The 20,408-nt window shown below is 41.1% G+C and carries 26 protein-coding genes; 9 read left to right on the plus strand and 17 right to left on the minus strand.

Going from position 1 to position 20,408, the window contains the following annotated elements:
* Nucleotides 1-67: 67 nt before the first annotated feature.
* On the minus strand, nucleotides 68-400 hold the full coding sequence (locus NSU11_RS09800) for a winged helix-turn-helix transcriptional regulator (protein WP_024422698.1): 333 nt from the start codon (nucleotides 398-400) through the stop codon (nucleotides 68-70).
* A 138-nt stretch (nucleotides 401-538) separates the two neighbouring features.
* On the opposite strand from NSU11_RS09800, the gene NSU11_RS09805 reads away from it, so the two are divergent.
* The 3 genes from NSU11_RS09805 (at nucleotide 539) to NSU11_RS09815 (ending at nucleotide 3,091) form a co-directional block, all read left to right on the plus strand.
* A complete protein-coding gene (locus NSU11_RS09805; protein ID WP_024422699.1) occupies nucleotides 539-1,156 on the plus strand; it encodes a nitroreductase family protein in 618 nt (205 codons plus the stop codon).
* A 238-nt stretch (nucleotides 1,157-1,394) separates the two neighbouring features.
* Nucleotides 1,395-1,598, plus strand: coding sequence for a DUF3311 domain-containing protein (locus NSU11_RS09810; protein ID WP_024422700.1), 204 nt, complete (start codon nucleotides 1,395-1,397; stop codon nucleotides 1,596-1,598).
* A complete protein-coding gene (locus tag NSU11_RS09815) occupies nucleotides 1,598-3,091 on the plus strand; it encodes a sodium:solute symporter (protein ID WP_073205966.1) in 1,494 nt (497 codons plus the stop codon). The genes NSU11_RS09810 and NSU11_RS09815 overlap by 1 nt, the downstream gene beginning before the upstream one ends.
* A 39-nt stretch (nucleotides 3,092-3,130) precedes the next feature.
* Here NSU11_RS09815 and NSU11_RS09820 read toward each other — a convergent pair whose 3' ends face one another.
* Complete coding sequence (locus NSU11_RS09820) at nucleotides 3,131-4,516, minus strand: S41 family peptidase (RefSeq protein ID WP_073205967.1); 1,386 nt, start codon at nucleotides 4,514-4,516, stop codon at nucleotides 3,131-3,133.
* 150 nt (nucleotides 4,517-4,666) lie between these two features.
* Between NSU11_RS09820 and NSU11_RS09825 the strand changes: the two genes are divergently transcribed.
* Both NSU11_RS09825 and NSU11_RS09830 read left to right on the plus strand, forming a co-directional pair.
* Nucleotides 4,667-5,365, plus strand: coding sequence for a class I SAM-dependent methyltransferase (locus NSU11_RS09825; RefSeq protein WP_024422703.1), 699 nt, complete (start codon nucleotides 4,667-4,669; stop codon nucleotides 5,363-5,365).
* 93 nt (nucleotides 5,366-5,458) lie between these two features.
* On the plus strand, nucleotides 5,459-5,710 hold the full coding sequence (locus tag NSU11_RS09830) for a hypothetical protein (protein ID WP_024422704.1): 252 nt from the start codon (nucleotides 5,459-5,461) through the stop codon (nucleotides 5,708-5,710).
* A gap of 50 nt (nucleotides 5,711-5,760) precedes the next feature.
* Here NSU11_RS09830 and NSU11_RS09835 read toward each other — a convergent pair whose 3' ends face one another.
* The 12 genes from NSU11_RS09835 to cgeC all read right to left on the minus strand — a co-directional run bounded on the left by NSU11_RS09835 (nucleotide 5,761) and on the right by cgeC (nucleotide 15,005).
* On the minus strand, nucleotides 5,761-6,591 hold the full coding sequence (locus NSU11_RS09835; RefSeq protein WP_024422705.1) for a M15 family metallopeptidase: 831 nt from the start codon (nucleotides 6,589-6,591) through the stop codon (nucleotides 5,761-5,763).
* A 68-nt stretch (nucleotides 6,592-6,659) separates the two neighbouring features.
* Complete coding sequence (gene deoD, locus NSU11_RS09840) at nucleotides 6,660-7,355, minus strand: purine-nucleoside phosphorylase (RefSeq protein WP_012010274.1); 696 nt, start codon at nucleotides 7,353-7,355, stop codon at nucleotides 6,660-6,662.
* Nucleotides 7,356-7,467: 112 nt separating this feature from the next.
* Nucleotides 7,468-7,785 carry a hypothetical protein gene (locus NSU11_RS09845; RefSeq protein WP_024422706.1) on the minus strand — a complete coding sequence of 106 codons (318 nt, stop codon included), beginning with the start codon at nucleotides 7,783-7,785 and terminating at the stop codon, nucleotides 7,468-7,470.
* A 54-nt stretch (nucleotides 7,786-7,839) separates the two neighbouring features.
* On the minus strand, nucleotides 7,840-8,448 hold the full coding sequence (locus NSU11_RS09850) for a phosphatase PAP2 family protein (protein WP_213405097.1): 609 nt from the start codon (nucleotides 8,446-8,448) through the stop codon (nucleotides 7,840-7,842).
* Nucleotides 8,449-8,498: 50 nt separating this feature from the next.
* Nucleotides 8,499-8,669: a YozD family protein gene (locus NSU11_RS09855; RefSeq protein WP_065214722.1), complete on the minus strand. Its 171-nt coding sequence runs from the start codon at nucleotides 8,667-8,669 to the stop codon at nucleotides 8,499-8,501.
* A gap of 250 nt (nucleotides 8,670-8,919) precedes the next feature.
* Entirely contained in the window at nucleotides 8,920-9,600 is a 681-nt protein-coding gene (locus NSU11_RS09860) for a hypothetical protein (protein ID WP_024422708.1), read from the minus strand.
* 142 nt (nucleotides 9,601-9,742) lie between these two features.
* Nucleotides 9,743-9,967: a YozE family protein gene (locus NSU11_RS09865; protein WP_024422709.1), complete on the minus strand. Its 225-nt coding sequence runs from the start codon at nucleotides 9,965-9,967 to the stop codon at nucleotides 9,743-9,745.
* 79 nt (nucleotides 9,968-10,046) lie between these two features.
* Nucleotides 10,047-10,328 carry a YokU family protein gene (locus NSU11_RS09870; RefSeq protein ID WP_024422710.1) on the minus strand — a complete coding sequence of 94 codons (282 nt, stop codon included), beginning with the start codon at nucleotides 10,326-10,328 and terminating at the stop codon, nucleotides 10,047-10,049.
* 2 nt (nucleotides 10,329-10,330) lie between these two features.
* On the minus strand, nucleotides 10,331-11,731 hold the full coding sequence (gene ablA, locus NSU11_RS09875; RefSeq protein ID WP_024428317.1) for a lysine 2,3-aminomutase: 1,401 nt from the start codon (nucleotides 11,729-11,731) through the stop codon (nucleotides 10,331-10,333).
* 117 nt (nucleotides 11,732-11,848) lie between these two features.
* A complete protein-coding gene (locus NSU11_RS09880; RefSeq protein WP_044335165.1) occupies nucleotides 11,849-13,225 on the minus strand; it encodes a sigma-54-dependent Fis family transcriptional regulator in 1,377 nt (458 codons plus the stop codon).
* 146 nt (nucleotides 13,226-13,371) lie between these two features.
* A complete protein-coding gene (locus tag NSU11_RS09885) occupies nucleotides 13,372-14,667 on the minus strand; it encodes a glycosyltransferase family A protein (protein ID WP_342493569.1) in 1,296 nt (431 codons plus the stop codon).
* A 17-nt stretch (nucleotides 14,668-14,684) separates the two neighbouring features.
* Nucleotides 14,685-15,005: a spore maturation protein CgeC gene (gene cgeC / locus NSU11_RS09890; RefSeq protein WP_024422713.1), complete on the minus strand. Its 321-nt coding sequence runs from the start codon at nucleotides 15,003-15,005 to the stop codon at nucleotides 14,685-14,687.
* A gap of 206 nt (nucleotides 15,006-15,211) precedes the next feature.
* Between cgeC and NSU11_RS09895 the strand changes: the two genes are divergently transcribed.
* Together NSU11_RS09895 and NSU11_RS09900 are read left to right on the plus strand one after the other, a co-directional pair.
* Nucleotides 15,212-15,613: a hypothetical protein gene (locus NSU11_RS09895; protein WP_024422714.1), complete on the plus strand. Its 402-nt coding sequence runs from the start codon at nucleotides 15,212-15,214 to the stop codon at nucleotides 15,611-15,613.
* A gap of 15 nt (nucleotides 15,614-15,628) precedes the next feature.
* Nucleotides 15,629-16,591: a DUF3880 domain-containing protein gene (locus tag NSU11_RS09900; protein WP_024428314.1), complete on the plus strand. Its 963-nt coding sequence runs from the start codon at nucleotides 15,629-15,631 to the stop codon at nucleotides 16,589-16,591.
* Nucleotides 16,592-16,820: 229 nt separating this feature from the next.
* On the opposite strand, the gene NSU11_RS09905 is transcribed toward NSU11_RS09900, so the two are convergent.
* On the minus strand, nucleotides 16,821-17,543 hold the full coding sequence (locus tag NSU11_RS09905) for an acylneuraminate cytidylyltransferase (protein ID WP_283859472.1): 723 nt from the start codon (nucleotides 17,541-17,543) through the stop codon (nucleotides 16,821-16,823).
* 250 nt (nucleotides 17,544-17,793) lie between these two features.
* On the opposite strand from NSU11_RS09905, the gene NSU11_RS09910 reads away from it, so the two are divergent.
* Nucleotides 17,794-18,822: an SDR family NAD(P)-dependent oxidoreductase gene (locus tag NSU11_RS09910; RefSeq protein WP_311163911.1), complete on the plus strand. Its 1,029-nt coding sequence runs from the start codon at nucleotides 17,794-17,796 to the stop codon at nucleotides 18,820-18,822.
* 51 nt (nucleotides 18,823-18,873) lie between these two features.
* Here NSU11_RS09910 and msrB read toward each other — a convergent pair whose 3' ends face one another.
* Both msrB and msrA read right to left on the minus strand, forming a co-directional pair.
* Nucleotides 18,874-19,305 (minus strand): peptide-methionine (R)-S-oxide reductase MsrB, encoded by a 432-nt coding sequence (gene msrB, locus NSU11_RS09915; RefSeq protein ID WP_185854491.1) that lies wholly within the window; start codon nucleotides 19,303-19,305, stop codon nucleotides 18,874-18,876.
* On the minus strand, nucleotides 19,305-19,838 hold the full coding sequence (msrA, locus tag NSU11_RS09920; protein WP_024422720.1) for a peptide-methionine (S)-S-oxide reductase MsrA: 534 nt from the start codon (nucleotides 19,836-19,838) through the stop codon (nucleotides 19,305-19,307). The genes msrB and msrA overlap by 1 nt, the downstream gene beginning before the upstream one ends.
* 137 nt (nucleotides 19,839-19,975) lie before the next feature.
* Between msrA and NSU11_RS09925 the strand changes: the two genes are divergently transcribed.
* Complete coding sequence (locus NSU11_RS09925) at nucleotides 19,976-20,407, plus strand: MarR family transcriptional regulator (RefSeq protein ID WP_007500780.1); 432 nt, start codon at nucleotides 19,976-19,978, stop codon at nucleotides 20,405-20,407.
* Nucleotide 20,408: the final 1 nt, after the last annotated feature.

Consider the following 20,408-nt stretch of genomic DNA (forward strand, 5'->3'; position numbering starts at 1 on the left):
CCTCCTTTGTCATGTGCCTAACATCAGCATATTCATCAGGAGTCAAAATGTTTGGGCAAACCTGAAACTAGGCTTGCTCCTTTTTCCCGTGTGAGTCTGTATACTCCCCTGCCCACCGAGATACCTCATGAAACACATCATGTAACGCATTCCCTTTTTCAGTTAAACTGTAAATGACTTTGACAGGCGTCTCAGGCAGGACAGTCCGCTCTATAATCCCTTCTTGCTCAAGCTCTTTTAAACGCTCTGCGAGCATTTTTTGACTGATCGTCGGGATCGTGTCTGTAAGGTCTTTAAAACGCTTTGGTCCATCAAGCAATACATGTATAATGAGACCGTTCCACCTTTTGCCTAGGAGTAAAAAAGCTTGCTGAATGTGTGGACATAATTGGAATTCCATAAATTTCAGCCTTTCTTTTCATGATTGTTTGACAAACTAACGGTGTACAATTTAAAATAACTCTAGTTACAATAAGTAAGTTTCTCACTTTTTAGTTATTGTACCATATTATTTGCAAAAACGGGAGGAAATATCCATATGGCGACCGATCAAAAAACAATTGACATCTTAAAACAAAGAGCTTCAGTAAAAGAGTATGATACTTCTCATGAAATGACAAAAGAAGAGTTAATCGAGCTTCTTGAAATCACAACAAAAGCACCATCTGCTTGGAACCTTCAGCATTGGCATTTCACTGTTTTCCATAGTGCTGAAGCAAAAGCAAAATTACTTCCAATCGCTTACAACCAAAAGCAAGTATCACAAGCATCAGCTGTTATTGCTGTTCTAGGTGACCTTGAAGCTAACCAAAATGGCGAAAAAATCTACAGTGAGCTGGCTGAACAAGGCTTCATTACTGAAGACATTAAAGAAACATTGATGACTCAAATCAATGGAGCATACCAAAGCGAGCAATATGCACGCGAAGCAGCGTATTCAAATGCTTCATTAGCTGCTATGCAATTAATGATTGCGGCCAAAGCAATGGGCTATGATACATGTGCAATGGGTGGTTTCAGTAAAGACGCGTACATCAAAGAATTCAATGTAAGCGGCCGCTACGAGCCGGTTATGCTGATTTCAGTTGGTAAAGCAGCGAAAGAAGCTCATAAAAGCAACCGTTTCGACATCGAAGAAGTATCTGATTTCCTTTAAAAATTGGCAAAGCCTCAGCCTTTATGCTGGGGCTTTTTTATTGGCTTTAAATATTATTTCTACATACTTTCTTTCACCTTCCTCCTCTTTACAACTTCACTCTTTCTCCTTTTTCAAGAATGAAAGCGTTATATTAGTATGATATTCACCAAAATGATTGTTTTTTCTGAAAATGGTCTTGTGATCTAATCTGACAACTGCTATTATTATGAAATTACAAAATATTCAGGAGGAAATCATGAACAAAAAATTGATGCTGGCACTACTAATCGCGATTCCATTCATCGGACAGCTCGCATTGCTGCCTTTTGCGAACCGCATTCATCCATTTGTCATCGGCCTACCCTTTTTCCACTTCTGGCTCTTACTATGGATTGTACTCACACCAATTTGCACATTTATCATTTATAAGATGCAACATTCAAATGGAGGAACTGACTAATGCAAGGAAATTTAACAGCTTTATTGATTACTGCAAGTATTATTTTCATCGTCGTGGTCATCGGATTTGCCGCTGGTCGTGACAAATCATCAAGACAGTCAGTAGAAGAATGGTCTGTCGGCGGAAGAAAATTTGGCGGACTGCTCGTATGGTTCCTCGTTGGGGCAGACTTATATACAGCGTATACTTTTTTAGGGCTTACAAGTACAGCTTATACAGCTGGAAGCGTCGCTTTTTTCGCTATTCCTTATTCAGTCCTAGCTTATTTTATTGCTTATTTCTTTTTACCGAAACTATGGACGGTTGCGAAAAATCACAACCTTACAACACTTGCCGATTATGCACGTGAGCGGTTTGACAGCAAGCTGTTATCCAGTTTGATTGCGATTGTTGGAGTACTTATGCTGATTCCTTATATTTGTCTTCAGCTGAGCGGAATTCAAGATACGTTAACTGTCGCTGGAACTAATTATATTAATGTGAATGCAGTAGTTATTATTTCATTTATTTTAGTCGCACTTTATACATTTTTCAGTGGTATTAAAGGTCCTACATATACAGCCATTATTAAGGATATTCTCGTTTGGGTGATCATGCTGTTTATGGTCGTTTCACTGCCAATTATTCATTTTAACGGCTGGACACCGATGATGAGCACGTTAGCCAAAGAAGCCCCTCAGCTTCTAACGATCCCTGAAGGCGGTCCTAAGGGCATTTTATGGTTCATTACTGCTTCAGGCGTTTCTGCCCTTGCTTTGTTTATGTGGGCACACGCAGCAACTGGGGTTTTTACAGCCAAAAGCGCAGATGCCATCCGTAAAAACAGCATGTTTTTGCCCCTTTATAATATTGTATTGATTTTGGTCATCTTCCTTGGATTTATTGCTTTTTTAGTCTTACCAGAAGATACAAATCCAAGATTTGCTCTTCTTCATTTAATTCAAACATCATATGGCGGTGTGATGCAGGGACTCGCTTATTCAACGATTGCACTGGCTTCCCTCATTCCATGCTCCATCATGGCCATTGGCGCATCGAATTTATTTGCCAATAATTTATACCGTGACTTAATTCATCCGAATGTGTCACCTAAAAGATTGACCATCATTACACGTTCGATGGTGTTTATCGTCATCGGGCTCGCTCTTTTATTCGGAATGCTGTTCCCAACTGCACTTGTCACGCTTCAGCTCATTGGTGTTTCAGGAATGGTTCAAATATTCCCAGCTATTGCCATCAGCTTATTCTGGAAAAAACAATCGAGAGAAGCAACGATTGCCGGTTTAGTCGTTGGAATCATCGTTACCTTTACAGCGAATATCTCACAAGTTACGTTCGGTCTTTATGAAGGTTTTCTTGGTTTACTAGCAAACGTCGTTGTCATCTTGATTTTGAATCCATTCTTCCAAAAGAAAGTCACATCCAATTCTGTCATGAATGATCTATTTGAAAAGGATCATGAAAAAACAGAAGCAATCACAAACGAAGTGTAAGGATAAGAAAAAGCAGTCCCCTGATGAGGACTGCTTTTTTTATTTCATTTCTTTTTTCAAGACTTCAATGGCTTTTTTCATTTGTGTATCGTTGTTCTTTAGCTTATCTTGGATCTTTGTCATCAGAACGGTCGTTGTATCTCCTGTCAGAATACCGTCTGCCTTGAGATCGTTGTCTGTTTGGAAGCTTTTGACGATAGTCTGGAATGCTTGATCGTACTCACCGTTTGCTTTTGCTTTGTAGCCGAGCGCTTGGAACATTTTTTGAGCTGCTTTGACTTCATCTCCGTTGTCATTTAGCTCATATGATTTTTTCGGGCTTAAGTACGGCAGCTTTGCATAACTTGGGAGAGCTGCTTTCACCTGTGGTTCGATACCTTTTTTGTGAATCCAAGAACCGTCTGGTGTCAGCCATTTTGCAATGGTTAACTTGACACTAGAACCATCATTGTAGTTTTGCGCATTTTGAACAGTTCCTTTGCCAAACGTCTTTTCACCCACAATTTGAATGCCTGAAGATTGGTGCAGAGCCGCCGCCATGATTTCAGCAGCGCTGGCTGAACCGCCATTTACAAGGACAACTGCCGGCTGATGGACTTTGCGTTCTTTTTCAGCCTTGTACACTTGTTTCTTCCCTTTTTCTTCAACCTGCATGATGACTTTCCCTTTATCAATAAAGTCATTGCTCATTTCAATGGCTTCTGTCATGATGCCGCCTGGATTATCTCTTAGGTCAATGACAAAACCTTTTGCCCCTTTTTTCTCGAGGTCATCAATTGCTTTATCCAGCTCTTTCGATGTGGTTTCAGCAAAGGACGTAATTTGGATTTCTCCTATTTTGTCTTTTGTGAGTTTTGCATACACCGTTTCAAGCGGAATCGTGTCTCTTGTGATGGTCACATCTACATTGCCGACTCCTTGACGGTTAAGATGCAGCTTAACATCCGTTCCTTTTTTCCCTCTGATGAGAGAGACTGCTTTATTGACCGACATTCCTTTGGTGCTTTTTCCATCCACTTTTAAAATATGATCATGAGGTTTCAAACCAGCTTTTTCAGCAGGAGAGCCTTTAATCGGCGCGACAATTAAAATTTGTCCATCCTTCTCTTCAACTTGTGCACCAATTCCTTCAAATGAAGAAGAAATGGTATTGTTAAATCCTTCGGCTTCCTCCTGATCCATATATGTAGAGTATGGATCATCAAGTGATGCAATCATTCCTTGGATCGCACCATCTACTAGTTTTTGATCATCCGTTTTTTCGTAATACTCATCCTTTACCTTCGTATACGCAGCCATGAGTTTACTAAACTTCTCGTCTCCTGAGACGCTGACAGCACCTTGTTTTGTGATCACAAATGTAATCGCTGAGGACAGTGCAGCAGTCACCAGAATGGCTACCACGAACTTCATTTGTTTTTTCAAAAAAACACCACCTTTATCTCCTTTCATTATTATCAAGGACGATGCTTCATCCGTCAACCAAAGGATCAACTTCTATTTGAAAAGATAAGCCATTTGCCTCTCTATTGCATAATCTTTAGAGAGGAACAGGATAAAGAAAGAAGGGATTATATGAGTGATTATGTAGAAATGCTTGCTTATTTTGGCGTATCAGGTGCCCATCCTGGCGGAATTGAGTTAACAAAAACGATGATTGAGCATATAAAACTGCCGCCTCATGCACGAATACTGGACGCTGGATGCGGTACAGGACAGACCGCCGCCTATTTAGGAAATATAGGTTATCAGGTGGAGGCCATTGATACGCATCCATTGATGATTGAAAAGGCGAACCTGCGATTCAAACGGGAGGAACTGCCGATCCGTGCTTTAGAGGCATCTATTGAGCAGCTGCCCTTTCCAGATCAAGCGTTCTCTCTACTCATCAGTGAATCTGTTTTAAGCTTTACCAAGCTGCCTGATGCACTAGCTGAAATCAAACGAGTGCTTGCTCCTGGCAGTCAATTGATTGCAAATGAAGCTGTGTTAAAAGCCCCTCTTACCCCTGAAGAGCTGGCAGCTGTTCGAAATTTTTACGGCTTTCACTCGCTCTTGTCGCTTGAAGAATGGAAGGAGCAGTTAACAGCAGCAGGCTTCCGTGACATTCAGATTCTTTCATTCGATGAACATATGGTGCAGGAGGAACCGACAGAGATGGAATTATCTGAACACATACCGCCTTCTCTTTACGAGACACTGCAAACACACTACGATCTCATTCAAGCACACCGAAAGCAGTTAAGTCACATTCTATTTGAATGCACCGTATAAAATGAGCGAATCTCCTATATGTTTTGTCCAAACTCTATGAAGTCTCTCGCATAGGATAAGAGTGAATAGAGTTTTGTCATAAGGAGGAAAAACATGGAGCGCTACTACAAGCTTTGTCAGCAGCACATGGGGAAAGTCGCTAGAATTACTGACCGTAATGGCAGAGTACACGTCGGACGCATTGAGCGTGTGACAAACCGCAAAGTTTATATTCGTCCAGTCGGCGGGTCTCGCGGAGGCTTTGGCTTTGGCTATTGGGGCGGATATTATGGCTGGGGTGCAGCGTATGGCATCGGCCTCGGTTTCATTACCGGCTTCGCATTAGCAGGATTGTTCTTTTTTTAAAAGAAGAATAAGAGAAGGCCTCCCGAATAGCTGGGAGGCCTTTAACTTGTTTAGATTTTCTTTACTTTGTTCATGTATTCTTCAAATGTTAAATCATGATCATGCATCGCTTTTGCGGCTTCTTTTCCCACATAGCGCAGATGCCACGGCTCATATTCGTATTTCGTAATGTCTTCTTTTCCTTTTGGATAACGGATGATAAAGCCATATTTATAGGCGTTTTTAGCCACCCATTTGCCATCTGGTGTTTCACCAAACTTTTCAGAGATCTCAAAACCGGCACTTTTTGAGGAAATGTCCATGGCTAAACCTGTTTGATGTTCACTTTCGCCCGGTAAAGCGACTGCTTCTTGTGCTTTTTCTTTGCCTTTTAATTTGACCTCACTATCAAAAATGACTTTTTGACGGTCATAGGAGCGATAGCCAGATACTGCAGCAAGCTCGAAGTTTTCCTTTTTTGCACCTTTGAATAACTTCTCAAGCGCTTCCGCTGCTTCTTTGCGGATATATCGCTTTTCAATATCTTCCGAAAAAGAGAATTCTACTTTTGGTACAACAAGATCAGAAGGTTTATAGGTTCCTGGTAATGCATATTCTTTGTTGACAAGTGCTAGCACATTTTCAGGATTTTGAATGGTTTTCAGACCGCTCACAACCTTGATGTCATTGAAATATTCACTCTTTAACGTCAGCTCTTGATTCGATGAATCTGCCTTATCGTTTGAGTTGTGCTGGGGAGATGAACTTGCTGCGTTTTTTTGTTCGTTTGTTTTGTTTGATTCAGATGTACCGCTTTTTTGATCCAGCAACTGGCAGCCTGATAGCGCGGCTGTCAAACCAAGAATCGATGCGATTGAGAGTATTTTGTAGCTTTTCTTCATGACATACCTTCCTTTTGCTCTTCTAAAAAAATAAAGATGCGCTACATTGTAGCACACCCTTTATACTATTATAAAACGGAGTCTAGCGCAATTAAGATCATTTCATCAAACGTTGTTTGACGCTCTTCAGCCGTTGTTTCTTCTCCTGTTAGAACGTGGTCACTCACAGTCAAAATGGATAACGCTTTTCGATCAAATTTTGCTGCAAGAGAATAAAGAGCGGTTGTCTCCATTTCGATCGCTAGGATACCATATTGAGCCATGAGCTCAAGTGGTTTTTCATTGTAAAATTGGTCTGCTGTAAATACATTTCCGACACGTACAGCGACATTTTTTGCTTCTGCTGTGTCGTAGGCTTTCTTGAGCAGGCCAAAATCAGCGCATGGCGCATAATCAATCGGTCCAAAAGCCACACGATTCATTTGTGAATCTGTTGATGATGTCTGGGCTAAAATGACGTCACGTACATTGACATCTCTTTTGATGGCTCCGCAAGATCCAACGCGAATTAAGTTTTGAACATCATAGCTTTGAATGAGTTCATTCACATAAATTGAAATAGACGGTACGCCCATTCCAGTGCCCTGTACAGAAACACGTTTCCCTTTATAGGTTCCAGTATAGCCATACATTCCGCGCACTTCGTTATAGCACTCAACATCTTCTAAATATGTATCTGCAATATATTTCGCACGAAGCGGATCGCCTGGCAGCAATACCGTTTCTGCAATTTGTCCTTTTTCTGCTCCAATATGTACACTCATTTTTTAGCCTCCACTTACGTTTACTATGTATTTTATCCTATTTATTATAAACGATCGAGCTTAAAAAAGAAAATACCAGCTGGATCTCCAGCTGGCATCATTCATTATCTATTTAACCTATCGTCATTAGTCGTTCACTGCGTTTCCACCCTGCCGGAGAGAGCTGATAATAGCACTTCCCCTTTTTCTTATCATCAATCACAACAATATCACCTGTTGTGATAAACCGCGCATTGTAATCATTAGGGACTGTATCATGTACATTAAATGTCGAGAATGCTTTTTCCAGTACATCAAGGTGTGTTCTGCCGCCAATCTTTGTCCGGTACACAGGCTGATGCCCGCTTGCAGCGCCATATTCAGGTGTCTGATAAATGGTTAAGTGAAATGCTGAAGGTTTCTTTTGAAAAAATCTCAACGTCAATTGCATTCAAATCCCTCCCCTTTTATATAAAATTGGCTGGGATCTGTCCATTTCCTTCTTCTATTTTTGTCGAATGACAGGCAATCTTTCGTCAATCTTTTTACAAACGAGAAATAGAGCGAGTCCTATCGCAAAGCCTCCTGCAACATCTGTCAAATAATGCACCCCGATATACATCCGGCTGATGCCAATGGCCAGAACGCAAAGCCCTGTGATCAAATAGACGATTTTTTGTCTTTCTTTCAGCCATGGGATTATTTCAACTAATAGATAAGCAATAAAAGGGTAGATTGTGGCTGCATTCATCGAATGTCCGCTCGGAAAGCTGTAATACGTTTCAACTACAAGGTGATCAAAGGCCGGACGCTCTCTAGCAAACAGCCCCTTTAATTCATGATTGATTGTTTTTTCTGTGAGATATAATAGAAAAAGCATCATGATAGAGTAGTAGCGCTTATACATAAACAAGACCACACTAAAAATGAGCATGATTGGAACGAGCAGCGCGCTGATGCCTAAGTCCGTCAAAGCCAGCATGACATCATTTAAAAAAGGGAGTCTGATGCTTTCAAACCATAGGATGATCTGGTTGTCCAAATCTTGAAAAGCCCCAGATGCCATGAGCGCAGCAATGGCGCCAAATAAAATGAAAAGAAATAGGATGTACACGCGAAGGATTCCCCTCCCTCTCTCTTCAGAATCTCTTCAAAGTATAGTGCCTACCACGCCTCTTCTTCAACTATCATTGCTTTTTTCAGCATATATTCAAATGTAATGTCAGCCAGCTCAAATGTTTCAAGCTCAGCAGGTATGTACCCTCTTTTGATCAGCTCCACGTAGAAGAACTCCGCAATTTCCTCTGTATCAATCACCAAATCTGCTTCTTTCATTGCATTCCGCCTCCTTTTTTATGATGTATGAACGCCGGCTGTTTTTTATTACAGTTTGTCATAATGGCTCATTCCATACATATAAATGCAGTAAACAAAAAGAAAAGGGGCTTGAAAGAATGAAATGGTTAAGCATATTAGATGGAGAAACTTTTGATCAGGTGATGGGCCGTATCTTGAGGGGATGGTTTTATGTGATTGCATTTTTCTGTGTGCCTTATTTTTTATTCGTGTTAGGACAAGTCTTTCTTTAACCAAAATGTTCGTGTAAACTTTCCAAAATAAAATCCATCATATCCTTATATTCTGGATCTTTGAAAAATTCATAGAGAATTTTATAATCGTTATAAATATCAAGAAGCTCATCCACTATAGATACAGCCAGAAATTCAAGTGAAGATTCGCTTTCTTGTTTCTCTTCTAGCTGCAATAGAGCCGTTTGGACCATATCTTCTTCTAACTCTTTTGAGGTTTCTCCGACGTAATGCACAAAAAGAAGCTGATGAACAAACTGGTCCATCTCATATTTTCTTAGGACAAGCGTTAAATCTTCCTCTTCTGTTTCCAGCCACTCTCCGTCTTTCAGCCTCGTGAGTTCGTAAATGACATCTTCCCAGCCATCTTCAAGGTAGCGCCAAATTTCAGTCCGATGACCAATGATTTTAAATAGCTCTTTTCCGTAATCTTTTACATATACAACATCGCCAATGAGGAACTCATATTCAATGTCCAGCTTTTCTGTATCGACAATCACTCCGCTATACTCATCGTAAAGCTGAAGTGATGTTTCAAAATAAAGCACCTCATTATGATTGACCTCATATAAATAGTGCTGGTCAATTTGATGGACTTTTGTAATCGTTCCGACTGTGCCGTACATGACAACGACGACAATATCCCCTACTTGATATTTTGGTGCTTTCGCCTTCATTCTGTCTCCCCCTTGCCCGACTTTTGGTCTTAACGTATCGTATGCCGGCGCAAGGAATTCTGCATGGGCAACCACACCATGCAAAACGCCATTTTATTTCTCATGAAAAAACCGCTTCTCCATTCGGATAAGCGGTTGTGTGTTATTTTTTTTTGACTTCTACTTCGTATTGCTCAAACGCTTCGTCAAATGTTGTCATTGAGCTTAAATAATCACCATTTAATTCTAAATAAGCGCACAGCTCATGATAATCTGTGGAAGCTTTAGGAAAGCTGTGATCCTCATACGCAGCATTTGCGAAATGGCTGATTTCATCTTTCGGTTTTGGATGTCTGAACTTCATTAAATAATGGTAAAACGACTTCACCTGTTTTTCCCTCCGCGACACACTATTTTGTTGTTATATTATACAGCAATTTGATGACTTGTATAGGCGGAGGTACAACTTATGATGAAAAGTCAAAGTAATTTCGCTTTAATAACCGCTCCATGCTCATTAATTCCTCGTAGGAGATTTTTTCTGGAAGTTTTGTCTGATCCACTAAAATTAATTGATCTTCAATCTCTTTGACCGTCTCATCCTTTTGATAGATCATCCCGCAGTGCGTGCAGGAAATGGACGGCGTTTCGATGATTTCAATTGATTGTGTGCCCGTGATCAGTTCCCAATAGACTGTTGTCTGCTCCGCATTTGCTTTGTTTTCCTCACACCAATCACATGTCAGCAAGGCTATTTCTCCTCCTTTACGGTTTGTTCTTTTTTGAGCTGCGCTTGATATTTCTTCTCTTTTAATTCATCTCGTTTCTCACGTTTGTTTTTAAGTGTGTCGTGCTCAGGATTTGTCTCATATGCTTCTCTACGTTTCATTCGGCTTAAATTCTCAGGCGTAAACGATCTCGCTTCATCCTCAAATAGTGCGGTAATACCAATTGCCGGTTCTTGTTTCTCTTCATAAATTTCATTAAAATACGCATCTGCCTGGCCTGCGACGTAATGCTCTGGTTCTGGATAAGAGGTGATGACACCTTCAAAGTTACGAAGGACGACTTTGTCAGGGCTTTGCGATAATAAATAATTTGGCTGTAAGGCAATTTTCCCTCCGCCTCCTGGCGCATCTACAACAAAGCTTGGTACTGCATAACCACTCGTATGTCCTCTTAAACCCTCAATGATTTCAAGCCCTTTTGATACCGGCGTTCTAAAGTGGCCAATGCCCTCAGATAAATCACATTGATAAATATAATATGGTCTGACCCGAATCTTCACAAGATCGTGCATCAGCTTCTTCATAATCGGCACACTGTCGTTAATACCTGCAAGGATGACGGCCTGATTCCCTACAGGCACGCCGGCATTCACAAGACGTTCGCACGCTTCTTTTGCTTCTTTTGTGATTTCAATACTTGTATTGAAATGGGTGTTCAGCCAAACTGGGTGATATTTTTTCAAAATCTCGCACAGCTCATCTGTAATACGCTGCGGAAAGACAACCGGCGCGCGGGTTCCAATCCTAATGATCTCAACGTGCGGAATATCTCGTAAGTTTTTCAAAATGTATTCAAGCACTTGATCATTGATTAAAAGCCCATCTCCGCCAGAAATTAACACATCCCGCACCTCAGGTGTTTCTCTAATATATCCAATTGCAGCATCTAACTGCTTTTTCGGCACACCCATACCAATCTGGCCGGAAAAACGTCTTCTCGTACAATAACGGCAGTACATGGAGCACTGATTTGTCACAAGAAACAGCACACGATCTGGATATCGGTGCGTGAGCCCTGGGACAGGTGAGTCCTCATCTTCATGCAGCGGGTCTTCCAGATCATATTTTGTTTTATGAAGCTCTTCTGCAATTGGCACAGATTGCATACGTATTGGACATCTTGGATCGTCTGGATTCATCAGTGAGGCATAGTAGGGTGTAATGTTGAGTGGAATGGTTTTGGTGGAAATCTTCACCCCTTCTCGTTCCTCTTCTGTTAAGTTTACGATTTTTTCTAAATCCTCAAGCGTTTTCACGGTATGCGTCAGCTGCCAAATCCAGTCGTTCCACTTTTCCTCAGGTACATCCTTCCAAAGCTCAATGTCCTTCCAGTGACGTGCCGGTTCATACAATTTCTGATTCATATCCATTCCCCCTATCAGCATTCACTTTATACTATGCAAGTTATGTGCCAACATGGGAAAATGCCCCTATTCTTTACAAAAGGAGCTTTACCCGTCATATTCAATTGGATGCTGTGCCTAGATTTCGGCATCTGCATATTTCTTTAATTTATATTGCAGCGTTTGTCGAGGGATTTTTAAAGCAGCGGCGGTTTTTTTAATATTCCCATTATGCTGATGTAAAGCTTCTTGAATCAATGTTTGTTCAAATGAAGACACTTGATTTTTTAAGGAGGATTCAGATGTTTCTTTTTCCAGCTTTTGCTCACGTAAATGAGCCGGAAGGTATAGAGGGATGATCTCTTCCGCTTCCTTTGGCATCATCAACACAGCATGTTCTATTGTATGTTTTAATTCTCTGACATTCCCAGGCCAGTGGTGCGCCATAAACAATCGTTCCGTTTCTTCAGAAAGGCGTGTAACGTTTTTTGAAAACTGCTGATGATAGGTTTGAATGAAGTGGCGGGATAGCAGCGTGATATCTTGCTTTCTTTCACGAAGCGGCGGGATATGAAAAGATGATACATGCAGTCTATAAAATAAATCTTCTCTTAAAATTTGCTTTTTCACTGCTTCGAATGGGTCCATATTGAGCGCAGTAATGAGCCGAACATCCACTTGAATGGACTTTGCATCACCGATGCGGCGCACCACGCCATCTTCTAACACACGTAATAATTTCGTCTGCAGCGTGAGCGGCATCGCTTGCAGCTCATCAAGAAAAAGTGTGCCCCCATCAGCTAATTCGAAAAGTCCCTTGCGATCAAGCGCGCCCGTATAGCTCCCTTTGACAGATCCGAACAATAAACTTTCAAGTAATGATTCTGGGAGTGCTGCGCAGTTTTGCGGAATGAACACTTGATTTTTTCGATCAGATTCATGGACAATGGCTTGAACGAGCACTTCTTTTCCTGTCCCTGTTTCCCCGTAGACAACAACTGATGATGGATAAGCAGCTGCTTTTTTTGCCCTTTCAAGCATTTCTTTTAAAAGCGGATCATTTGTTAAAAATGAAGCAAAATCATGCATTTGTACGGCCTCAGCCGCATCTTGTGTCCGCTTTTTTTGATCTAAACGATTGGAAAGGGCTGACAGCTTTGAAACATCTTTTGCGACTTCGACCGCGCCTATTAACTCGTTATCTTCGATAATAGGCAATGTCGTGTTCACTGTTTCAATCCTTTCTCCATTTTTATTCAAATAGGTTTGCAGCGAATGATAAATGGGCTTTCCTGTTCGCAACACATGCATGAGCGTACTTGTTTTTTCAGTTAAAGAGGGATACACATCAAGGATGTACTTGCCAATCACCTCTTCTTTTTTTAAAGAGTCAAACTTAGCGGCATTATGATTGTAAAAAATCGTCATCCCTCGATCATCTACAACGTGAATGGCTTCATCAATAGCTTCTAAAATCAATTCAAACCAATCTGCTCTTTCGACAACCTTCCCCATTCTTTCCCCCTCACTTTCAGTGCCAAAAAACCGGCATCAATTGCCAAGTTTTCAGCGGCTTGATCATTTCTTAAAGGTTCCTGTCCTTTTCATGTTTCGCTTTTTCCTTTCTACTTCCTGCAATCATTGCGAAAAAAGCACCCCTCTTATGAGGAGTGCTTTCGTCCGGATGTTTGATAAAGAGACATATCGAATTCTTGCAGCGATTCCCTATACAGCGGCACAATCGGCTTTCCTTCCTGAAAAAACGCAAATTGGGATGGGTACAGCTTAATCGGCTGATGATAAAAAGCAAATCGCTTCACGACCTCAGGATCAATTCGGCAAAAGGTATGATGCACAAGTAAATAAACATCTTGTTTCCATTTAAACAGGCGCCTGTTTGGCGGACTGAAAACTGGAGAAGCTTGAATGATGCTGCCATCCTCAAATGCCTGGAGCTGATCATTTGAAATCGTATAGATCTCCTTTGGGTGAAACTGAAAATATTGCACGTCACGTTTTGAAGCAAACCGTCTTTTTTTCTGATCTTCAATATAAAAGAACGTTTTCCCATAATCTGCGGTGACAACTGTATAATTGGGTACTGCCAGCTTCTCTTTCATTTCATATTTCATCTCACATAACAGCGGAACACGGATCGCACGCCTGTTCTTTTCATTGATCCAGCGTTTTTCAATTCCATGAAGTTTCCCGTCTGCGATTTGATAATAATCTCCTTCTTTTTCAATGACCGTTCCGTCAATTAAATCATACGGCATACTCGAAAACAGATGATGAAAGGAATGAGGCGTTTTATACGTTGTATCCAGTACATCTTTTAATGGAAAAAACGCAGCGAAGTGATTCAGCCTCATCCAAAATACAGAATCTGCATGATGCCAGTGCTTTGGCTCATCGTCCCAATATTGTCCGTATTTTTCATAAATCAGTGGAAGCAAGCAGCTTCTGTGCATGACCGAACAATGGTCCACTTGAAAGGACGCATGCTCTAAGATTTGATCTGCTTCTCGAATAAAACTCATCGTTTCCACTAAATGCTGATCAACATGCACGACCCGCTGCGAGGAATACACAATATCTATGTGAGGCTTCGACCGAAAAACATCCACCATTTTAAGCAAACGATCTTTATGGTACACGGTATCATCGGTTAAATAACAAATGAGCTCACCTGTTATACGGGTTAATGCTTCATTAATAAGCGTCGCATATCGTGCGGTTAACAGCCGTTTTACCGGATGAACTGTGTGCGAATACAGCTGAATGCGTTCATCACTTAAATAGGGCTGGATCTTTTGAATGGTGCCCTCTTCTGAGCCATCATCCATAATCAAAAGCTCCCAATGCGGATACGTTTGATCTACCATACTCTTTAGCACACGATCAATGAAATCTGGTTTATTGTAGCTTGTTAAAATCACCGATACTTTCATGATCATTATCCTTTTTGATTAGATTAAAAAGCCCCCCAGCTGACAATGTTCACATAAGGAACACTCACTCTTAGCTGATTTGTCGCGTTTTTAAAGACTGCAACCGTATCAAACAATTGCACGACAACCACGTTTTGAAGTACATCTCCATTGACTAAATGAACACGCGGCACTGGAATGCCAAGCTCAAGCCATGGACGAAGTAATTCTTTGATGTCTGACACATTCTCTTCCCCACTTTCTTCTAAAAGACGAAGAAGAAGTAAAATCAAGATAACTTCAAGCACTCCTTCCGACTCTAGTAATTCTTCGTTCCAACCATCTAATAATTGTTCAAATTCCATTCATAATCCCTCTCTCTTCACATTTAATCTTTACTAGAGTATGAGCGCCACTTCATTTAGCCTCAGCATTTGAAAACATTTTTAAAAATGTGTGAAGTGATTAAATGAAAAAAAGATCAGGAATCAGCGTTCTGCTTATGCCAAAAAAAATGAACGGCATATACATAGGGGTGAGTTTGAATTGATGAAGAAAGGATGGGGAAAAAATGAGCGAAAAGCGTGCTGAATTAAAAAAGGAACTATTGAAAGTGTTTTTCAAACCAATTACTCATGCATTAACAGCTAATCTCGAAGAAGGAGGAGTTCAAATGGAAGAAAAATTGAACGATTTATTAAGTGAAGTGGCAGCTGAGGCATCACCTTCAGATTCTGCTACAACACTCGATGTATCTCAGCCAGCAAGATGGATCTTTGCAAGACTTGCACCAGGAACAGTCATTAGCATTGTCACTGACTCAGGAGATTTAATTGGGCCAGTTCAATTTGTATCATTCGATGCTTCAACAGGCGTTGTATTTGTTACACAAGAAAGCTCTGTCACACCTACAGGCTCAGCAACGACTCTATTAGATGTAGATAAAGTTGAAAGTGTTACATTCACATCTTAATGTGAGAGGATCATCATGAAGCTTCTTTATATCAGTTCTGGCTACGGCGGAATCTATCACATGTTTGATCAATGGGTAGAAGAAAGCTTCATTGATTCCCCCTTTTCATGTGTAAAGATTGATAGAGAATCTCTACCCACTAACATGCACAAAATCCGGACATTTTCTCCGGATTTTGTTTTGATGATGATCGGTGATCATGTTCCGAAAGATGTACTTCATCAATTCAAACAAGAAAAAATCCCGATTGTTCTTTGGATGACAGAAGATCCCTTTTATACAGATGTGTCAGCTGCTTGCGCACATGAAGCTCAGCTTATATTAACGATTGATGAAGGGGTTTTGCCATTTTATAAACAATTAGGCGCTCTAAATACGCACTACTTTCCCATTCCGGCAAATACACGTGTCTTTCAGAAAAATGAATCGCCAGAAGAGATGTGCACGTATGACATTGCTCTCATTGGCTACCCTTATCCCAACCGCATCAAAGCCATCGATACACTCTTGCAGCAAAACAAATGGCGTATTCTCGTTGCAGGTAAGGAATGGCACCGTCACTTAAATAAATCACGGAGACATTATCGTGATTTCACACTGATAACGAATTGGCTGAGTCCTCAGCAAATGGCGGACATCTATCAGCAGACAGCAATTGTTCTGAATCCGCATAGGCCGGCTCAATTTGCGTATAACAAAAACAAAGCCATGATTCAAAATATGAGCCTCAATAACAGAGCATTTGACATTGCTGCAACTGGAAGTTTTCAATTGACGGATCTACATCCACCGCCTGCTTTTTCAAGCTTTGCTTTTTACAAAGATGAGGATGATTTGATAAAACAGGTGGAATACTATGGATCAAATGCAGGTGAAAGAAAGGCGGCCGCACTGAACAACTATGAGCAAGCCGTTCGCTGGAATACATTTGATACGATGCCGCAAAGGCTTTATGACATTGTAAAAAGCGCCCTATAACTGGGCGCTTTCAAATTGTTGACAAAGGGCTAAAATGTTCTTGATTTTAGCCCTTTGTCTTCTTTTCAGCGTGATAGAAAGCCTTTGCAGTGTAGGAAGGGCGAGTACCGGAGCGGAGCGAATTTGACATTCGTGAGCACCGGAGCGCAGACCTGACACCGAATGCGAGGGTTTGTCTACACGCTGAAAGCGCCCTATAACTGGGCGCTTTTTCTCGTTGAATGCCAGCTTATGCATGATCTTCCGCATCTCGGCGAGCTAATAAGATTTTCTCCGCCTCTTTCCGGTCTGCCTCCTGTTTCACCACAAGCGACTGCGTGTGATCCATCATATATGCTCCGACAGATCCTTCTAAAAAGGAATGAATGCATTCTTTGGCATAATGAGCATGAAAAGCATATACCGCACCATTTAGCCGGCCATACGTATATGGCTGCTCATGCCTTGGCATGAAAAAGTAATGATTGTCCTTATATAAAGTAGCTTCATTGTTTTCATGCAGTGTCCAAGTTTCATTTGGGTTTTCTAACGCCTCTGTAAAAGATGCGGTGCAGTCATATCCCCCCTCCACTAAAAGCTGCAAGCACTTCTCGATATCTGCCGGCTGTCTTAGAGGAGACGCTGGATGCAGATACAGCACAATATCAAAGGTTTTTCCCTCCCGCTCTAAATAAGCAAGCGCATGCTTCACAGCTAACAGTGACGGCGTTTGATCTGTCACATGTGTGCTTGGCAGTTCAATCACATTTGCTCCGTAGTGAGATGAAATGATTTGCGTATTGACATCCTCTGAGGAGACGATGACTTCATCTAATTCAATCATTTGCAGTAACGGCTGAATGGTCCAATAGATAAGCGGCCTCTCAGCCAATATGCGTATGTGTTCATCATGCCGGCTGTCGTGACTTCTAAATGCAGGTATCATGGCTAAAATACGATTTCCCCTATACATGTCTTCTCTTCTCCCCTCGCGCACAGCTCCCTACAATTTTCTTCTCTGCCCGAGCTGACCGCAGTACTGAAGTATTCAGGTCTCTCGTTTTTCTAGTTGATCTCTTATCTCTCCATATTCTATTAAGACGACAAGCAGATGGTTATAATTTGTTCACCTAATTTATACATGAAGTGGTTCTTTTCCTCAAACGAATGCCGCTCTTTCACATATGATGCAAAGTAGAGAATTGAGAGTTGGGGGATTAGATATGTCCAAACAGATAGAAACGACTTTGAAGACCTTTTTTCGTGACAAAACAATATTGGTTACAGGCGGTACGGGGTCAATCGGCCGGCAAATCGTGAATAAATTAACAAGTTGCTCTCCAAAGAAGATAATCGTCTTCAGTAAAGATGACAGCAAACAATACATGATGAAAAATGAGTACGCAAATCATCAAGAGGTCGTATTCGCTTTAGGAGATGTCCGGGATGCAAGCCGCGTGAGACAGCTCGTCAAGGGTGTGGATATCATTTTCCATGCAGCGGCCTTAAAACAAGTACCTACTTGTGAAGATAATCCGTTCGAAGCTGTTCAAACGAATATCATCGGCGGGCAGCACGTCATTGAAGCCGCTCTCGAACATGAAGTGAGTCATGTCGTCAATATCTCCACTGACAAAGCGGTTTCTCCAACGAATGCCATGGGTGCAACAAAATTGATTTCAGAAAAACTATTTTTCCAAGCAAACGAAAGTATTCCGAATCAAAAAACGAGGTTTTGCTCTGTACGCTTTGGCAATGTGCTTGGATCTAGAGGTTCCGTTATTCCGATCATGCTCCAGCAGCTATTAAATGAAAAACCTTTGACCGTGACTGATCCTCATATGACACGTTTTTTTATGTCCATTGAAGAGGCTGTTTCCCTCACACTTCAAGCAGCAATCATGATGAAAGGCGGCGAAACCTTCATTCTCAAGATGGAGTCCTTACAGCTTGCCGATCTCCTAAAAGCGTTTCATGAATATGCCGCTCAAATCAATGCTAAATCTCCGGATATTCTTGTAGTCGGAAAAAGACCTGGCGAAAAGCTTCACGAGGAGCTCACATTTCCGCACGAAGCAGATGCACTGTTTGAACATGAACAATTTTATGCCATTTTACCGAGACCACATTTGCACCCTGCCTTTCAAAAAGTCGACTTAACGAATTACACCTCAAAAGAAGCACCGCTCATTACCAAAGAAAAGCTATTCCATATCATCGAACAATTACATCATACACATCATAAAAAATAAAAAATCGTCACACGGAAGCAGATGCTTTCCATGTGACGATTTTTAAATGGATCAATCAAATAGATGTTTCAAATCCCCGTAGCCTTCTTTTTCAAGATCATCCTTTGGGATAAACTTTAAAGCGGCTGAGTTAATACAATACCGAAGACCGTTTGGCCCTGGTCCATCAGGAAAAACATGACCTAGATGAGAATCAGCTGTTCTACTGCGAACCTCTGTCCGCACCATTCCATGACTCGTATCAACCTTCTCTGCTACTTCTTCCTCTTCAAGCGGTTTTGTAAAACTTGGCCATCCGCAGTGGGCATCAAACTTATCTAAAGAAGAAAAAAGCGGCTTTCCTGAAATGATATCCACATAGATACCTTCTTCTTTATGATCCCAAAATTCATTTTGAAATGGCGGCTCTGTGCCATTATTTTGCGTGACTTCGTACTGCATGCGATTTAATTCTTTTATACGCTTTTCTTTTTCATTTGCCATTATTTATCACTCCAATGGGACTCAATAAAACCGGCTCTGCCCGAACCGACATGATATCGTTCGTAGTGCATTTTGTTTTTCTTATAATAATGCTGATGATATTCCTCTGCTGGATAAAAAGGACCTGCGTCTAAAATTTCTGTAACGATTGGCTTTTTGAAAATCCCGCTTTGGCTCAGCTGCTCTTTCGATGCTTCAGCTAGCTTTCGCTGCTCGTCATGATGAACATAAATACCTGTACGGTAAGATTCCCCTCTATCGCCAAATTGCCCGCCATCGTCTGTTGGGTCTATTTGCTGCCAATACAGCTCTAGCAGCTTCTCATATGGAAACACGTCAGGATCAAACGTAATTTGAACCGCTTCTCTATGTCCCGTTGTATTTGTACATACTTCCTCATAGGTCGGATTCACTGTATGTCCGCCAGTATACCCTGATTCAACTTTGATAATGCCCGGCTGTTCATCAAAAGGTTTAACCATACACCAGAAGCAGCCTCCTGCAAATGTGGCTAATTCTTGTTTTTCAGACATATTAGTGCCCCCTTCATTTAAAAAATGGTATCATCATATTATAACATGATAAAAAATAATGAAAATGATACGACTTGTATACCAAAATAAAAGAAAGCATTACGTCGTATCTTTAAAATATAATGGGGGTTTAATGATTGGAACAAAGAAAACAAATGATGTACGAAATGGACACTTTACTGAGAACCGTATTTAAGCAGATCCGTTATGAAATTAACAGCCTGCTCGAAAACGAATTATCTCGGAATGAATTTCTTATTTTAAATCTGCTGCGTGAGCAAGGTGCAAAAAAAGTAACGGAATTCGCTTCCATTCTTGGAGTGTCAGCAAGTCATATTACCGCTGTGACTGACACACTCGTAGAAAAAGGCTGGATCACCCGTATCCGCTCAAAAGAGGACCGCCGCATCATCAAAATCCACTTAACCGATAAGGGTAAGGAAATTACTGAGCATTTTGAGAAAAAGAAAACGGAATACTTTATGGAGCGATTTGAATCATTTGATGACGAAGAACTAAAAACCATGATCAAATTATTTAAAAAGCTGGATAAAAGTCAAAAGGATTAAG

It is taken from the genome of Bacillus sp. FSL R5-0712, assembly GCF_038593285.1.
Lineage (GTDB): Bacteria > Bacillota > Bacilli > Bacillales > Bacillaceae > Bacillus > Bacillus safensis.

Excerpts from the sequence above, each read along its gene's own strand:
- NSU11_RS09800 (WP_024422698.1), bottom strand. The coding sequence starts at position 400 with ATGGAATTCCAATTATGTCCACACATTCAGCAAGCTTTTTTACTCCTA.
- NSU11_RS09805 (WP_024422699.1), top strand. The coding sequence starts at position 539 with ATGGCGACCGATCAAAAAACAATTGACATCTTAAAACAAAGAGCTTCA.
- NSU11_RS09810 (WP_024422700.1), top strand. The coding sequence starts at position 1,395 with ATGAACAAAAAATTGATGCTGGCACTACTAATCGCGATTCCATTCATC.
- NSU11_RS09815 (WP_073205966.1), top strand. The coding sequence starts at position 1,598 with ATGCAAGGAAATTTAACAGCTTTATTGATTACTGCAAGTATTATTTTC.
- NSU11_RS09825 (WP_024422703.1), top strand. The coding sequence starts at position 4,667 with ATGAGTGATTATGTAGAAATGCTTGCTTATTTTGGCGTATCAGGTGCC.
- NSU11_RS09830 (WP_024422704.1), top strand. The coding sequence starts at position 5,459 with ATGGAGCGCTACTACAAGCTTTGTCAGCAGCACATGGGGAAAGTCGCT.
- NSU11_RS09835 (WP_024422705.1), bottom strand. The coding sequence starts at position 6,591 with ATGAAGAAAAGCTACAAAATACTCTCAATCGCATCGATTCTTGGTTTG.
- deoD (WP_012010274.1), bottom strand. The coding sequence starts at position 7,355 with ATGAGTGTACATATTGGAGCAGAAAAAGGACAAATTGCAGAAACGGTA.
- NSU11_RS09845 (WP_024422706.1), bottom strand. The coding sequence starts at position 7,785 with ATGCAATTGACGTTGAGATTTTTTCAAAAGAAACCTTCAGCATTTCAC.
- NSU11_RS09855 (WP_065214722.1), bottom strand. The coding sequence starts at position 8,669 with ATGAAAGAAGCAGATTTGGTGATTGATACAGAGGAAATTGCGGAGTTC.
- NSU11_RS09860 (WP_024422708.1), bottom strand. The coding sequence starts at position 9,600 with ATGAAGGCGAAAGCACCAAAATATCAAGTAGGGGATATTGTCGTCGTT.
- ablA (WP_024428317.1), bottom strand. The coding sequence starts at position 11,731 with ATGAATCAGAAATTGTATGAACCGGCACGTCACTGGAAGGACATTGAG.
- NSU11_RS09880 (WP_044335165.1), bottom strand. The coding sequence starts at position 13,225 with ATGGGGAAGGTTGTCGAAAGAGCAGATTGGTTTGAATTGATTTTAGAA.
- NSU11_RS09885 (WP_342493569.1), bottom strand. The coding sequence starts at position 14,667 with ATGATCATGAAAGTATCGGTGATTTTAACAAGCTACAATAAACCAGAT.
- cgeC (WP_024422713.1), bottom strand. The coding sequence starts at position 15,005 with ATGGAATTTGAACAATTATTAGATGGTTGGAACGAAGAATTACTAGAG.
- NSU11_RS09895 (WP_024422714.1), top strand. The coding sequence starts at position 15,212 with ATGAGCGAAAAGCGTGCTGAATTAAAAAAGGAACTATTGAAAGTGTTT.
- NSU11_RS09900 (WP_024428314.1), top strand. The coding sequence starts at position 15,629 with ATGAAGCTTCTTTATATCAGTTCTGGCTACGGCGGAATCTATCACATG.
- NSU11_RS09905 (WP_283859472.1), bottom strand. The coding sequence starts at position 17,543 with ATGTATAGGGGAAATCGTATTTTAGCCATGATACCTGCATTTAGAAGT.
- NSU11_RS09910 (WP_311163911.1), top strand. The coding sequence starts at position 17,794 with ATGTCCAAACAGATAGAAACGACTTTGAAGACCTTTTTTCGTGACAAA.
- msrB (WP_185854491.1), bottom strand. The coding sequence starts at position 19,305 with ATGGCAAATGAAAAAGAAAAGCGTATAAAAGAATTAAATCGCATGCAG.
- msrA (WP_024422720.1), bottom strand. The coding sequence starts at position 19,838 with ATGTCTGAAAAACAAGAATTAGCCACATTTGCAGGAGGCTGCTTCTGG.